This window comes from Cupriavidus sp. MEYA8 (genome assembly GCF_059278825.1).
Map to the genome: position 1 here is coordinate 2,034,997 of NZ_CM181222.1, position 14,873 is coordinate 2,049,869.

At 70.6% G+C, this 14,873-nt stretch carries 7 protein-coding genes; 2 read left to right on the top strand and 5 right to left on the bottom strand.

Annotated features, from left to right (window positions below; all coding sequences use genetic code 11):
- Positions 1-97: 97 nt before the first annotated feature.
- The 5 genes from malQ to AC5WJ1_RS26325 are packed head-to-tail and all read right to left on the bottom strand — an operon-like array spanning position 98 to position 13,668.
- The gene (gene malQ / locus AC5WJ1_RS26305) at positions 98-2,350 is read right to left on the bottom strand and encodes a 4-alpha-glucanotransferase (RefSeq protein WP_133094498.1); all 2,253 of its coding nucleotides are present in this window, start codon (positions 2,348-2,350) and stop codon (positions 98-100) included.
- On the bottom strand, positions 2,347-4,587 hold the full coding sequence (glgX, locus tag AC5WJ1_RS26310; RefSeq protein ID WP_135702843.1) for a glycogen debranching protein GlgX: 2,241 nt from the start codon (positions 4,585-4,587) through the stop codon (positions 2,347-2,349). The genes malQ and glgX overlap by 4 nt, the downstream gene beginning before the upstream one ends.
- Positions 4,584-6,872, bottom strand: a complete 2,289-nt coding sequence (glgB, locus tag AC5WJ1_RS26315) for a 1,4-alpha-glucan branching protein GlgB (RefSeq protein ID WP_494476705.1) — start codon at positions 6,870-6,872, stop codon at positions 4,584-4,586. The genes glgX and glgB overlap by 4 nt, the downstream gene beginning before the upstream one ends.
- Positions 6,869-10,231, bottom strand: coding sequence for a maltose alpha-D-glucosyltransferase (gene treS / locus AC5WJ1_RS26320; RefSeq protein ID WP_135702841.1), 3,363 nt, complete (start codon positions 10,229-10,231; stop codon positions 6,869-6,871). Before treS ends, glgB begins: the two co-directional genes overlap by 4 nt.
- Positions 10,232-10,251: 20 nt before the next feature.
- Positions 10,252-13,668: a maltotransferase domain-containing protein gene (locus AC5WJ1_RS26325; RefSeq protein WP_195427824.1), complete on the bottom strand. Its 3,417-nt coding sequence runs from the start codon at positions 13,666-13,668 to the stop codon at positions 10,252-10,254.
- A 316-nt stretch (positions 13,669-13,984) separates the two neighbouring features.
- On the opposite strand from AC5WJ1_RS26325, the gene AC5WJ1_RS26330 reads away from it, so the two are divergent.
- On the top strand, positions 13,985-14,368 hold the full coding sequence (locus AC5WJ1_RS26330; protein ID WP_494476706.1) for a hypothetical protein: 384 nt from the start codon (positions 13,985-13,987) through the stop codon (positions 14,366-14,368).
- Positions 14,369-14,404: 36 nt separating this feature from the next.
- Positions 14,405-14,842 (top strand): PA2169 family four-helix-bundle protein, encoded by a 438-nt coding sequence (locus tag AC5WJ1_RS26335; RefSeq protein WP_133094504.1) that lies wholly within the window; start codon positions 14,405-14,407, stop codon positions 14,840-14,842.
- The last annotated feature ends 31 nt before the right edge of the window (positions 14,843-14,873 follow it).

Sequence of the window (14,873 nt, forward strand, 5' to 3'; positions counted from 1 at the left end):
CCTCCTGCGCATGCTGGTGGGTCAAGCTTAGCGGATGGGGGGAACGGTGCGCGCCCGGATCGCGGCGCGGGTGGGGTCGGCGCCACCTCCATGGTGGCTAGCCGCGCGGCGGCGGATGCAGGGTGCCGTGGCGGCCACTGCGAACCGCTTGCCGGATCGATTGCGCCCGGGCGCGCAGCGCCGGCATGTCGGCCAGCGCGCGTACGTCGGGGTCGAGCCGGCGCTGCCAGTTGGGATGGACGCTGGTGGTGCCGGGCAGGTTGGGCTGCTCGGCCTCGCCCAGCAGATCTTCCAGCGGCACCACGCGCAGCGCCGTGCGCGCGGTACCCAGCCAGGCCAGCACGGCATCCAGCGGCGCGTGCGCCGGACCGGGTTCCGGGCCGTGGCACAACCCGGCGTCGCTCAGCGCCCGCCACAGCGCGCTGCGCTCGCGGGCGCGGCCTGCCTGGGCCTGCGCCAGGGATTCGCCGGGCGCGAGCAGCTTCAGCCGGTCGCGCCAGTCGAGGTCGCGTCCGGCCCACCAGCCGGCGACGGTGGGCAGGTCGTGCGTGGACGTGGTGGCGATGGCTTCGGGCGGCCACTGCGCGGGCGGCTGGAACGGCGCGGGGTCTGCTTCGGTGGCCGGATCGGCCGCGGCCTCTGCCGCCTTCACTTCCTCGCGCTGGAACCACAGCACGTCGATGCCGAGCACGCCGCGCGCGGCCAGCGCCGCGTTCAGTTCGGGCGGGACCGTGCCGAGGTTCTCGCCGATGATGATGGCGCGGTGCCGCCAGGATTCCAGCGCCACCAGCCGCAGCAGGTCTTCGAGCGGGTAGCGCAGGTAGGCGCCGTCACTGGCGGATGCGCCCGCGGGCACCAGCCACATCCGCGCCAGGCCCAGCACGTGGTCGATGCGCAGCCCGCCGCAATGGGAAAGGTTGGCGCGCAGCATTTCCAGGAAGGCGGCGTAGCCGTTCTGGCGCAGGCCGCGCGGCGTGAACACCGCCACGCCCCAGTCCTGGCCGAGCGGGTTGTACAGGTCCGGCGGCGCGCCGGCATGGAAGCCGGCCAGTATTTCCTGCTGGCGGGTCCAGGCCTGGCTGCCGCCCGGGTCGGCGCCGACCGCCAGGTCGCAGACCACGCCAACCGCCATGCCGGCGTCGCGCGCGGCGCGCTGCGCACGCGCCATGCCATCGGCGGCGAGCCATTGCAGGAAGGCGTGGTAGCCCACGTCGTCGGCGTGGTCGCGGGCAAAGGCCGCCACCGCGGCGTCGGCGGGCGAGCGCAGCGTGACCGGCCAGCAGCGCCAGTCCGGCGCCGATGCGTGGTTCATGCCATTGCTGGCCGTGGCCAGCCGCTGCGCCTGGATCGCTTCATAGCAGGCATGCGCATGCAGTGCCGTGCCGCCGCGGGCGCGGAAGGCGGCGCAGTCGTCCAGCGCCGCGCGTGGCAGCAGGGTCTCGCGCCGCTGCCAGAGCCAGTGCAGCACGGCATAGCGCAGCGGCGCCAGCACGATCCAGTCGATTTCCGTGAGCGCTTCCAGTGCCGCCAGCCGCTCGCCGATGCCGAGCGCCGCGATGGCCGCGTCCAGCGCTTGCTGGCCGAACACCGCGGCGGGATCGGCGTAGAGCGGGTTCAGGAACAGCCGGCTGGAGGGCGCATACGGGCTGTACCGCTGCGGCAGCGCGGCAAAGCCGGCGTGCAGCGGATTGATCGCGACCGCGTCGGCGTGCAGGGCGGCGGCGCTGGCGCAGCACCGGGCCAGCGCGGTCAGGTCGCCCATGCCGCAGTCGGCGCCGCGGCGCAGGCTGTAGAGCTGCACCGCCAGCCCCCAGGGGCGTGCGCCGGCGCCCGTGGCTGCACGGTTGGCGTGCCGTAGTGCGTCCGCCACGCCGTAGCAGCGCGCCGGTGCCACTGCCAGCACCGTTTGCGCATCGCCCAGTTCGAGCCGGTGGTAGCCGCAGACGTCGATCGGCGGCAGCAGCATGGTGCCGGCCGGATTGCCGTCTGCGTGCGCGCGCACGGCGGTGCCGCTCACGATGGCGCCGTCTTCCAGCGTCAGCCGGTATGCGCGCTGCGGCAGCGTGTGCGGCCACGGCACCGCCACCGGCTGGCCGCGCTCGGCCGTGACCAGCGGCGGCAGCGTGTGGGCGGCGTCATCGGCCGCGAGCCAGGCGCGCGAGGCCTCGCACTGGCCGGGGGTGGCGCAGGGCAGGCCAAGGCCGTCCAGCACGCGCCGCAGCGCGTCGTCGGACACGATTCGGGGCTGGCTCCAGGCATCCGTCCAGTGCGGCTGCAGGTCGGCGCGCAGCGCCAGCTTCTGTAGTAGCGTTGGCGGCGGTGTTGCGCTGCGGTGCATGCGTCGGGTCATTCCTGTGTTTCCTGCGGCGCGCCCAGCGGCGGGCTTTCCTGGTGCGGGCTCTCGCGGCTGCGGGCCGGGGCAGCCAGCAGCACCAGCGAATGCCCCGGCACCACCTGGCTTTCGTCCACCGGATCGCCGGCAAGCTCGGACTCGGTGGCTTCCGGCCGGCTGCTGTCGAAGAGCAGGGTCCAGGCCAGCCTGGGCGCGGGCAGCGAAAACGACGCGTCGGCCTCACCGGCGTTGAGCAGCATCAGCGTCACCTGCACGGTGCGCGCATCGTCCTCGTCTCCCTCCTCTTCCGGCAGCGAGCCCAGTTGCGGGCGCTCGGGCTGCGGCGGCGCGGCGGCGCGGCGCAGCGCCAGCGTGCGGATTTCCGGGTCGGCCCATTCCTCGGGGGTGGGCGGATTGCCGTCGATATCGAACCAGGCAATGTCGGCGATGCCGCGCGCCGGTTCCTGGCGTCCGTGGGCGAAGCGGTCGCCGGTGAACGCGTGCAGCCGCCGGCGCAGCGCGAGCAGGCGTCGTACCATGTGCTGCAGCGGCTGCGCACCAGGCGTCTGGGCCTGCTTCCAGTCCAGCCACGAGATCTCGTTGTCCTGGCAGTAGGCGTTGTTGTTGCCGTGCTGGGTGCGGCCCCATTCGTCGCCGGCGGTCAGCATCGGCGTGCCTTGCGCGAGCAGCAGCGTGGCCATCAGGGCCTGCGCCACGCGGCTGCGGCGCTCCAGGATTTCGGGGTCGTCGGTCGGGCCTTCGACGCTGCCGTCCGGGCTCCAGTTGCCGCTGGCGTTGTCGTCGGTGCCGTCGCGGTTGTCTTCGCCGTTGGCCTCGTTGTGCTTGGCGCTGTAGCTGACCAGGTCGGCCAGCGTAAAGCCGTCGTGCGCGGTGATGAAGTTGACGCTGGCCCACGGGCGCCGGTGGCGCCAGTCGAACAGGTCGGCCGAGCCTGCCAGCCGCGCGGCCAGTTCGCCGCGCTTGCCGGCGTCGCCGCGCCAGAAGCGGCGCACCGCGTCGCGGAACTTGTCGTTCCACTCGGCAAAGCCGGGCGGGTGGTTGCCGAGCTGGTAGCCGCCGGGGCCCAGGTCCCACGGTTCCGAGATCAGCTTGACTCGGCTCAGCACCGGGTCCTGCATCAGCGCATCGAAGAAGCCCGAGCCCTGGTCGAAGCCGTTGCCTTCGCGCCCGAGCGTGCTGCCCAGGTCGAAACGGAAGCCGTCCACGTGGTAGCACTCCACCCAGTAGCGCAGCGAGTCCATCACCATCTGCAGCACGCGCGGGTGCGACAGGTTGAGCGTGTTGCCGCAGCCGGTGTCGTTGATGTAGTGGCGCCCGTCGCCCGGCATCAGGCGGTAGTAGCTGGCGTTGTCCAGGCCGCGCCACGATACCGTGGGTCCCAGCTCGTTGCCTTCGCACGTGTGGTTGTAGACCACGTCCAGGATCACTTCGATGCCGGCTGCATGCAGGCGCCGCATTGCCACCTTGCATTCCTGCAGCTGCCCGGTGCCCAGGTAGGCCGGTTCCGGCGCGAAGTACGCCATGGTGTTGTAGCCCCAGTAGTTGCGCAGCCCGCGCTCCAGCAGGAAGCGGTCCTGCAGGATCGCTTGCACCGGCAGCAGCTCCACGGTGGTGATGCCCATCTGCACCAGGTGGTCGATAAAGCGCGGGTCGCACAGCGAGGCGAAGGAGCCGCGCAGGTTGGGCAACAGGTCGTCGCGCAGCATCGACAGGCCGCGCAGGTGGGCTTCATAGATGACGGTGGCGGGCCACGGCACGGCGGGCGGGCGGTCGTCGCCCCAATGGAAGCTTTCGTCGATCACCACCGCCTTGGGCATGCTCTGGGCGCTGTCGCGGCGGTCCGGCGTCAGGTCGCCGCGCGCGCTCTGCAGGCGGTAGCCGAACAGCACGTCGGCCCAGCGCACCGGCCCGCTCAGCTGGCGCGCGTACGGGTCCAGCAGCAGCTTGTGCGGATTGAAGCGGTGCCCGTGCGCGGGATCGTAGGGGCCGTGCGCGCGGTAGCCATACAGCGTGCCGAGCGCGGCGTTGGGCAGGTAGCCGTGCCAGATCTCGTCGGTGCATTCCGGCAGCGGCAGGCGCGCCAGTTCCTTGCGGCCGTTCTCGGAGAACAGGCACAGGTCGATGCGCGAAGCATGCGCCGAGAACACCGCGAAGTTAACCCCCAGCCCGTCCCAGTGGGCGCCCAGCGGGTACGGCTTGCCGGGCAGCAGCCGGTTCGCGAACGGTCGGGTCATGTCGTGGCGCCTGGCGCACCCGCAGTCGGCTCGAGCCGCAGCACGAGCGTGGCCAGCGGCGGCAGCGTCAGCGCCAGCGAGGCGGGCTGGCCGTGCGAGGGCACGTCCACGGCTGTCGCCGTGCCGCCGTTGCCGACATTGCTGCCGCCATAGCACCCGGCGTCGGTGTTCAGGCATTCGTGCCAGGTGCCGGCAAAGGGTACGCCGACCCGGTAGCCCTGGCGCGGCACCGGCGTCATGTTGACCACCACCAGCACCACCTCGCGGCTGCCCGGCGCGGCGCGGCGCAGCCACGCGAACACGCTGTTGTGGTTGTCGTCGCCGACCACCCACTGGAAGCCCTCGGGGCTGTGGTCGAGCGCGTGCAGCGCCGGCAGCTCGCGGTAGAGCCGGTTCAGGTCGCGCACCAGCGTATGCATGCCGCGGTGCATGGGGTGGTCCAGCAGCGCCCAGTCGAGTTCGGCGTCGTGGTTCCACTCCTGCCACTGCGCCAGCTCGCTGCCCATGAATAGCAGCTTCTTGCCGGGATGGGTCCACATGAAGCCGTAGTAGGCGCGCAGGCCGGCAAAGCGCTGCCAGTGGTCGCCGGGCACCTTGCCCAGCATCGAGCCCTTGCCGTGCACGACCTCGTCGTGCGAGAGCGGCAGCACAAAGGCCTCGGACCACGCATAGACCAGCCCGAAGGTCATGTCCTGGTGATGCCAGGCGCGGTGTACCGGCTCATGCCCGAGGTAGCGCAGCGTGTCGTGCATCCAGCCCATGTTCCACTTGAAGTCGAAGCCCAGCCCGCCGCTGGCCACGCTGGCGGTGACGCCGGGCCACGCGGTCGATTCCTCCGCGATGGTCAGCGCACCGGGGCAGCGTTCATGGACCACGCTGTTGAGTTCGCGCAGGAACGCGACTGCCTCCAGGTTCTCGCGGCCGCCGTAGCGGTTCGGCACCCATTGCCCCGGCTCGCGGCTGTAGTCGCGGTAGAGCATGGAAGCGACCGCGTCGACGCGCAGCCCGTCGGCGTGGAAGTGCTCCAGCCAGTGCAGCGCGCCGGCCAGCAGGAAGCCGCGCACCTCGTTGCGGCCGAGGTTGTAGATCAGCGTGTTCCAGTCCTGGTGGAAGCCTTCGCGCGGATCCATGTGTTCGTAGAGCGCGGTGCCGTCGAAGCGCGCAAGCCCGTGCGGGTCGGTCGGGAAGTGCGCCGGCACCCAGTCCAGGATCACACCGATGCCGGCCTGGTGGCAGCGGTCGACAAAGGCGGCGAAGGCCTGCGGCGGTCCCAGCCGCGCGGTCGGCGCATACAGCGACAGCGGCTGGTAGCCCCACGAGCCGCCGAAGGGGTGTTCGGTGATGGGCAGCAGTTCGATATGCGTGAAGCCGAGCTCCTGCACGTATGGCACCAGCCTGTCGGCCAGGATGTCCCAGCCATGGCGGTTGTCGTTGGCGGCAAGCAGCCACGAGCCGGCATGGACTTCGTAGACCGACATCGGCAGGGCGTAGGGATCGGCGCCCTCGCGGCGCGCCATCCAGTCGCCGTCATGCCATTCGAACGGCGGCGCGCCCCTGCCCGGCGCGGTCACGACCGAGGCGGTCTGCGGCGGCGCTTCGGTGGCGAGCGCGAGCGGGTCGGCCTTGTCGGGCAGCTCGGTGCCGTGCGGGTCGAGCAGGTCATACTTGTAGCGGCTGCCCGGCCCGGCGCCCAGCGCGGCCGGCACGAACAGCTCCCAGATGCCGCTGGGGTGGCGCAGCCGCATCGGATGGCGCGCCTGGTGCCAGCCGTTGAATTCGCCGATCACGGACACGCGCCGCGCGTTCGGCGCCCACACCGCGAAGCGCACGCCATCGATGCCGTCCACCCGCTGCCATTGCGCGCCCAGGCACTCGCCCAGCTCGAAATGGCGGCCCTCGGCGATCAGGTGCAGGTCCAGTTCGCCCAGCAGCAGGTCGAAGGCATAGGGGTCGGCGCTGCACTGCTCGGTGCCGTCCGGCCAGGTCACGCGGATGCGGTAGTCCGGCGCGGCGGCACGATGCGCGTTGCCGGGCAGGCGCGCGGCAAAAATGCCGCCGGGATGCAGCCGCTCCATCTCGGCGAGCGTGGCGCCGTCGGCGCCGGCAAGCTGCGCCGCCACGGCGCCGGGCAGGCAGGCGCGCACCAGCAGCCCGTCGCCGTCATGGTGGGGGCCCAGCACCGCGAACGGGTCGTGGTGGCGCGCGCCCAGCAGCGCATCGAGTTCGTGTCCCGGCAGCATGCCGGTGCGCGAAGCGCCGCGGGTTGTTGTTGTCGGGGCGGTCATGGCTGGGCTCCCGGCTGCCCCAGCAGCTTGCGCAGCAGGCGCGCCAGCCCGCTGACCGGCAGGTCGATCCACGCCACCCGGTTGGCGGCTTCGTAGTCGACCTCGTAGGCGGCGCGTTCGAGCAGGAACAGGTCCAGCAGCGGCTGCAGCTGAGCCGGGTCGACCCACGGTGCGGGCGAAGCTTCCATATGCTGGCGGTAGCATTGCAGGAAGGCCTCGTTGGCGGTGCTGCGGAAGCGCTCCAGCAGCAGCGCGCGGCGTTCGGCCAGCTGCGGCGGCAGCTCGGTATGGGTGCGTTCCTGGCGATCGGTGCCGACCGTGGCGGCGGCATAGTCGAGCGAGCGCAGCAGGCCGGCCACGTCGCGCAGCGGCGAGGTCTTGCGCCGGCGCCAGTCCAGCGTCCTGCCCGGCTCGCCCTCGAAATCGACCAGGTAGGTGTCGCTCTGCGCGATCAGCACCTGGCCCAGGTGGAAGTCGCCGTGGAAGCGCGTCTGCAGGCTGCCGGGCGCCGCCCTGGCCAGTTGCTCGACCAGCGCGGGCAGCTCGCCGCGCGCGGCCATCAGGGTCTGCACATCGGCGTCGAACGTCTGCGGCACCGAGCCCTGTACGCTGTCGGCGCGCTGGTCGACCGTCGCCAGCGCGCGCTCCAGCGCCTGCAGCGCCTGCGCGGCCCAGTCGCGCGCGTCGGATTCCGTTGCGGGCACCGGCGCGAAAGCCTCGTCGTCGGTCGGGCGCGAAAGCACCGCATGCAGCTCGGCCAGCCGCCGCCCCAGCGTGCCCGCCATCGCGGCGTAGCCGTTCATGGCCTCGGCGAACTCGTCCTCGCTTTCCTTGGCCGGCAGCGCATCGTCGATGGCGCGGCCCAGGTAGTCCAGGGTCCAGTCCCAGCCGTTGCCCTGGTTCAGGATATAGCCCTGCAGCAGCATCAGCGTATGCGGCACGCCGTCGGCGCCGGTTCGCACCACTTCGCCCAGCAGCGGCGCCGCATGCGCATAGCCCTGCGCGGTCAGGTAGCGCGTCATCTCGGCCTCGGGATGGATGCCGCCGGACAGCCGCCGCACCAGCTTGAGCACCGCGGTGCTGTTGTACGACAGCGAACTGTTCGACTGCTCGGCCGACATCCACTCGATCGGGTCGCGCTCCAGTTCCAGCGCCGCCAGGCCCGGTTCGGCGCGAAAGCGGATCCGGTCCGGCCCGGCCTGCAGCTCCACGCCTTTGCGCAGCGCCTGCACCACTTCGCGCGCGAACGGCTCGACCACGAAGCCGTCGGTGGCCAGCCCCACGCGGCTGCCCTGGCGCACGCGCGCCATCGACAGCCCGTGCGCCAGCTGCGACATGCCGTCGGGGCTCTCGCGGTCCCACAGGATGCCGACCGGCAGCTGGTAGCGCTCGGTGCGTCCGGGCAGTGCCACCTCGACTTCGCCGAGGTAGACATCCTCGCCGTTGCTGCCGCGCGTGAACGGCAGTAGGTACGCCATGCCGACGCGCTCGATGCGCTCGTGCTTGCCGCCGAACCAGCGGCGCCGGCTGATGTAGTGGGGCAGCACCTCGGTGGCCAGGGCGCGGCGCGACGCGTCGGTCAGTTCGGGGCGGCCGATGTTCTGCATCACAAGGGTGATCTGGTCCGGCATCTGCTCAGGCGCCTCCACATGCCATGACGGCGGCTGCGCCTCGTCGCTCAGTACGAACCAGTAGAAGCCATACGGCGGCAGCGTCAGCAGGTACGTCAGCGTGCCGATTGCCGGGAAGGGCGTGGCGCCCATCATCTCGACCGGCACGCGCCCGTTGAAGGTAGACAGGTCGAGCTCCACCGCCTGCGGCGCGCGCGACAGGTTGGCGACGCACAGGATGTGCTCGCCCTCGTACTCGCGCAGGTAGGCGAGGATCTTGCGGTTGCCGGGAAAGAGGAAGCGCAGCGTGCCGCGGCCAAACGCGCGATGCTTGCGCCGCAGCGCCAGCATGCGGCGCATCCAGTTGAGCAGCGAGTGCGGGTCCCGCGCCTGCGCCTCCACGTTGACGGCCTCGTAGCCGTACAGCGGCCCCTGCAGCGGCGGCAGCACCAGCCGCTCGGGGTCGGCATGCGAGAAGCCGCCGTTGCGGTCGGGCGACCACTGCATTGGCGTGCGCACGCCGTCGCGGTCGCCCAGGTGGATGTTGTCGCCCATGCCGATCTCGTCGCCGTAATAGATCACCGGCGTGCCCGGCATCGAGAACAGCAGGCTGTTCATCAGCTCGATGCGGCGCCGGTCGCGCTCCATCAGCGGCGCCAGCCGGCGGCGGATGCCCAGGTTGATGCGCGCGCGCCGGTCGGTGGCGTAGACCTCCCACAGGTAGTCGCGCTCGCTGCTGGTCACCATCTCGAGCGTCAGCTCGTCGTGGTTGCGCAGGAAGATCGCCCACTGGCAATTGGGCGGCACCTCCGGCGTCTGCCGCATGATGTCGGTGATCGGGAAGCGGTCTTCGCGCGCGATGGCCATGTACATGCGCGGCATCAGCGGGAAGTGGAAGCACATGTGGCATTCGTCGCCTTCCGGTTCGGGGCCGGTCAGGCCAAAGTACTGCTGCGCGTCTTCCGGCCACATATTGGCCTCCGCCAGCAGCATGCGGCCGCGAAAGTGCTCATCGAGATGCGCGCGGATGCTGCGGATGACGGCGTGGGTCTCGGGCAGGTTCTCGTTGCTGGTGCCCTCGCGCTCGACCAGGTATGGCACCGCATCGAGCCGCAGCCCGTCGATGCCCATGTCGAGCCAGAAGCGCATCACCGACAGCACTTCGTTGAGCACCTGCGGATTGTCGAAGTTCAGGTCCGGCTGGTGCGAATAGAAACGGTGCCAGAAGTACGCGCCGGCGACGGGGTCCCAGCTCCAGTTGGACTTCTCGGTGTCGCAGAAGATGATGCGCGTGCCGGCGTAGGACTGGTCATGGTCGGACCAGACGTAGTACCTGCGCGCGGCCGAGCCGGGCTTGGCCTTGCGCGCGCGCTGGAACCACGGGTGCTGGTCGGAGGTGTGGTTGATGACCAGCTCCGTGATCACGCGCAGCCCGCGCGCATGGGCCGCGGTGACAAAGCGGCGCGCCTCGGCCAGCGTGCCGTAGTCGGGATGGACGTTGCGGTAGTCGGCGATGTCGTAGCCGTCGTCGCGGCGCGGCGACGGGTAGAACGGCAGCAGCCAGATGGTGTCGACGCCCAGGTTGACCAGGTAGTCGAGCTTGGCCAGCAATCCGGCGAAATCGCCCACGCCGTCGCCGTTGGCATCGAAGAACGACTTGATGTGCAGCTGGTAGATAACCGCGTCCTTGTACCAGAGCGGATCGGCATTGAGCAGCGCGGCGCTGGCGGTTTCGGTGAGGCGTTTCATCGTGTCTCCACGTATGCCGGTCAGGCGCCATGCGGATCATGCGATGCCGGCGCGGCGGCGGGGCGCGGCGCCGGCCGGTCCAGCGGGCGCACGTGCCATACCGCGAACGGCAGTTGCGCGGGGTCGAGGCGGATGCGCTGGTGCTTGCCCTGCAGCTCGAAGCGCTGGCCGCGCATCAGCTCGTGCACGGCCACGCGCGCATGGTCGGGCAGGCCCCACTCCCACAGCGGCAGCTCGATATCGGTGTCGTGCGCGTTGCGCGGGTCCAGGTTGACCGCTGCCAGCAGCACGTCGTCGCCGAACAGGTACTCGGTACCCGGAACGAAGCGCGCGAACCACAGCACGGCATCGCTGCCGGCATGGTAGAAGCGCAGCCCCAGGTGGCTTTGCAGCGCGGGATGGCCGGCGCGGATCTCGTTCAGGCGCGAGATCTCGGCGACGATGTTGCCGCGCTGGTGCCAGTCACGGGCGCGCAGCTGGTATTTCTCGGAGTCGAGGTATTCCTCGCGCACCTTGCCGTCGAGCACGAACGGCGCGCTCTCGCACAGCTCGAAGCCGTTGTACATGCCCCATAGCCCCGACAGCAACGTGGCCAGCGCCGCGCGGATCAGGAACGCGGGGCGGCCGCCGTGGTGCAGGAAATAGGGATTGATGTCCGGCGTATTGACGAAGAAGTGCGGGCGGAAGAATTCGCGCAGCGGGCTCTGCGTCAGCTCGGTCAGGTACTCGGTCAGCTCCCACTTGGTATTGCGCCAGGTGAAGTAGGTGTACGACTGGCTGAAGCCCAGCTTGGCCAGCCGTGCCATCATCTTCGGCCGCGTGAAGGCCTCGGCCAGGAAGATGGTGTCGGGGTGGTGCGCGCGCACGTCGGCGATCATCCATTCCCAGAATGGCAGCGGCTTGGTGTGCGGGTTGTCGACGCGGAAGATGCGCACGCCGTGGTCGGCCCAGAACATCACCACGTCGCGCAGCGCCTGCCACAGCGCGGCGCCGGCGGGCGGCGCGGCGTAGAAGTCGACGTTGACGATGTCCTCGTACTTCTTGGGCGGGTTCTCGGCGTAGCGCAGCGAGCCGTCGGGGCGGTGCGCGAACCATTCGGGATGGTCTTTCAGCCACGGGTGGTCGGGCGAGCACTGGATCGCGAAATCGAGCGCGATCTCCAGGCCGTTCGCCGCGGCGGCGTTGCACAGGCGGCGGAAGTCTTCGAACGTGCCCAGCTCGGGATGCAAGGCATCATGCCCGCCTTCCTCGCCGCCGATTGCATAGGGGCTGCCCGGTTCGCCGGGCTCGGCGCGCAGGCTGTTGTTGCGGCCCTTGCGGTGGGTGCGGCCGATGGGGTGGATCGGCGTGAAGTAGAGCACATCGAAGCCCATCGCGCGGATTGCGGGCAGCCGCGCGATGACATCGTCGAAGGTGCCGTGGCGCTGCGCATCATTGCTTTGCGAGCGCGGGAACAGCTCGTACCAGCTGGCGTAGCGGGCGGCGAGGCGGTCGGCTTCCACCGGCAGCGCCACCGGGTGGCGCGAGGCGAACTGCCTGCCTGCCGGCGTGGCCATGTGGGCCTGCATGGCGGCAGCGGTGCGTGCGGACAGAAGGAGTTCCAGGCGTCGCTCGTCATCGCCCGCGGCGGCGGTCAGTTCGTCGACGATGGCGGACAGTTCGCTGTCCGGGGGAGGGGCCTCGCCATTCTTCCGGCCATTGCCTTTGCTTCGTTTGTTGCCGTTCTTGCCCTTCTTGCCTTCAGGCGGCAGCAGCGCGTCGGCAATCAGCCGGGCGCCTTCCTCGGTCTCCAGGCTGACGTTGAGGCCGGCCGCGCGCTTCTTGCCGATTTCATCGAGCCAGCTGGCATAAGGATCGCGCCAGGCTTCGACCGTGAACTCATGCCGGCCCAGCGCCACCAGCGGGAAGCTGCCTTGCCAGCGGTCGTTGACCACATGCCGCATGGGCGCTTCGTGCCAGTCGGTCTCGCCAGGTGCACGCCACAGCACCGCGGCGGCGAGCTTGTCGTGACCGTCCATCCAGATATCGGCGCTGACTTCCACGCGCTCGCCCACCACGCGCCGCACGGCGAAGCGGCCGTCGTCGCACGCGGGTTCGATATGCTCGATGGCGATGCGCGGCGATTCCATGGCGGCGACCACGCTGCCCAGCCCGGTTGCGGTGAGGGTCTCGTGCCCGTGCGGCGCGCGCGCGTCGGCGCGCGGCATGCCGGGCCGGGTCAGCGGCACCGGCGGCGCTTCAAACAACCGGATGTCGGCGGGTGCAAGCGTGATCGACCCCAGCGCATCGAGCCGGTTGCTGGCATCGAGCGTGCCGCCGGGTCCGCCCGGTGTGGCTTCGAGGTGGGCGCTGGCATGCGGCAGCGCGCTCAGCACGCGGTCGGCGCCGAGCGTGCCGGGCTTCATCGGGTCGGGATTGAGGACCACCGTCAACGCCGCGGCGTCATCCGGCTCGGCGAAGCCATTGCCCGTGGCGGGGTCCGCGCACAGGCCGTTCGGCGCTGGCAGCCTTGCCAGCACTGTCAGCGGTGCTTCCGGGCCGCTCAGCAGCCGCACCGCCAGCGCCGGCGCGGGGTCGCGCGAGGCGAGCCAGGTGGTCGCTTCGAGCAGTTCATGCGTGATGTCGTAGGGTGCCCCGTCGTGGCTGGCGCCATCCGGAGCGAGCGGGTCGCGCGCCAGCGTTCCGCCGGTTTCGAAGCCGGCCGGCACCAGGATGCCGTCGCCGATGGCGGCGGCGGTCCACAGAGCGCGGCGTGCGCTGAGCGCATCCTGGCTCGCAGGGGTCAGCGCCGGAGCCGCCAGCACGCGGCCGAAGCGGCGCAGCCGCGCGATTTCCTCGGTCAGCCAGGCGCTGCGGAAGTCCCACCACGGCAGCGAGCAGAAGGCGCCATCGAAGCCGGCGGGGGCGAGGTCGTCCAGCTGGGCGGGGGTCAGGCCGGGCGTCCACGCCAGCAGCAGCGGCGTGCCGCGCGCTTCAGGCGGCGCGGCGTGGTTGCGCAGGGTGTCGGCCAGCGTTGCCCAATGCCTGCCGGGCACGCGCGCCGGCGCCCGGCAGCAGAAGCCGGCGGCGCCCGAGGCCCATGCCAGCCGCAGGCGCGCGGCCCACCATTGCACCAGGGCATCGGCCACTTGCGGGTCATGCCAGCGCAGGCGTGCGCCGGGAAGATGATTGTCGGTTTCGTGGGGGGCGAAGGCGGGGGCCGCGGTATCGATCCAGGCGGGATCGGGAGCGCCTTCCCCATCGGCGCTGTAGCGGTCCAGTGAAATGTCGAGCAGCGCCGCGAGCCCATGCCGGGCGCACGCCGCCAGCGTGTCAGTCCCCGACAGGTGCGGCCAGCCGCCGATCAGTACGTGGTCGAAGCCCAGCGCGGCCACGCGTTGCAAGGCGCGTTCGTCGGCATCAGGTGTTCCGGTCAGGTCGATCTGGCAGATCCGCACAAAATCCTCCCGGTTTCAGCTCCGGCGGAGCAACAATGACCCGCCCGGCGCCACACGGCCAGCCGGCGGGATGGCAAAGCCACGCGAAGTGCGTGCCAGCACGCCAGCTCGATAGAAGATATGCGGCGGGGGCCCACCGCGCCAAAGGATTTTCCGGCGTAAGGCTAATGTGCGTCTGACGCTACCGCTTGTAAAAAGTACCGGGTACGTCATGACCAATGGCAAGAAAGTGGCCGCGCCGGCCATGCGGCGCGGAGGCGCTTTGCCCGGTACGTTTCTTGCCCGGTGTCGTGACGGACAACCGTGGGAAACATGCATGGACTGGTGGCTGGAGGCCGCGCAATGGCCGGCGATGGTGGTGACGGTGCTGGCCACCTGGCTGGTGGGTTCGCGCTCCCTTGGACGGCGTCGCGCGGGGTTCTGGGTGTTCCTGGTCAGCAACGTGCTGTGGATCGCGTGGGGATGGCACGGTGATGCGTATGCGCTGATCGTGCTGCAGCTGGCGCTGGTCGTGATGAACCTGCGCGGCATGCGCGAAACACGCAAGGCCTGGCAAGCGTCTTCGCGCCAGGCCTTTGGCGCGCCGCGCGACAGCACTGGCAGCGCAGGCGCAGAGCCACTATCCTTGTCCCGCACCGACATGCGCCATGTCCGGGGCGCCCGCCAGCAACCGCCGGCCTCCGCCGGCCCCGATCGATGACTTCACGGGTCCGGCCGCGGACCAGGCAGGTGTGCGATGGCAAAGAAAAAGATCCTGGTGCTCAACGCGCTGATCGCGATCTCGCGCGAGGGCGAGCACGATTGCCGGCGCGCCGCACACGCCGCCGCCAACCCGCATCTCAAGTCGCTGCTGACCAGCCGCGCCAATGCCTTCGCATTGGCTGCGCAGGAACTGCAGGCGTGCCTGCTGGAACTGGGGCAGGTGCCGGAGGCCATGCCGGCGGCAGCCTGTCGGGGCGGGAGCGGCAAGCACCGCTCGGACCGCGCCATCCTGCTCGCGGTCAGCAAGGGCGAGCAGGCGGTGCAACGGCGCTATGCGCGCGCACTGCGTGCACATGTGCTGGGCTCGCGCCTGCGGGCGGTAGTGCGGCGCCAGTATCGCGGCGTGCAGGTCAACCACGAGCTGTTCCGCGTGCTGCGCGAGCAATACCGGGCGCAGCCGGTGCGCGCGTAACCGGTCACCTGACCGGTCACCATCGGAACAT

Coding starts and splice junctions, on each gene's coding strand:
- malQ (WP_133094498.1), bottom strand. CDS start 2,350: ATGACCCGACGCATGCACCGCAGCGCAACACCGCCGCCAACGCTACTA.
- glgX (WP_135702843.1), bottom strand. CDS start 4,587: ATGACCCGACCGTTCGCGAACCGGCTGCTGCCCGGCAAGCCGTACCCG.
- glgB (WP_494476705.1), bottom strand. CDS start 6,872: ATGACCGCCCCGACAACAACAACCCGCGGCGCTTCGCGCACCGGCATG.
- treS (WP_135702841.1), bottom strand. CDS start 10,231: ATGAAACGCCTCACCGAAACCGCCAGCGCCGCGCTGCTCAATGCCGAT.
- AC5WJ1_RS26330 (WP_494476706.1), top strand. CDS start 13,985: ATGGACTGGTGGCTGGAGGCCGCGCAATGGCCGGCGATGGTGGTGACG.
- AC5WJ1_RS26335 (WP_133094504.1), top strand. CDS start 14,405: ATGGCAAAGAAAAAGATCCTGGTGCTCAACGCGCTGATCGCGATCTCG.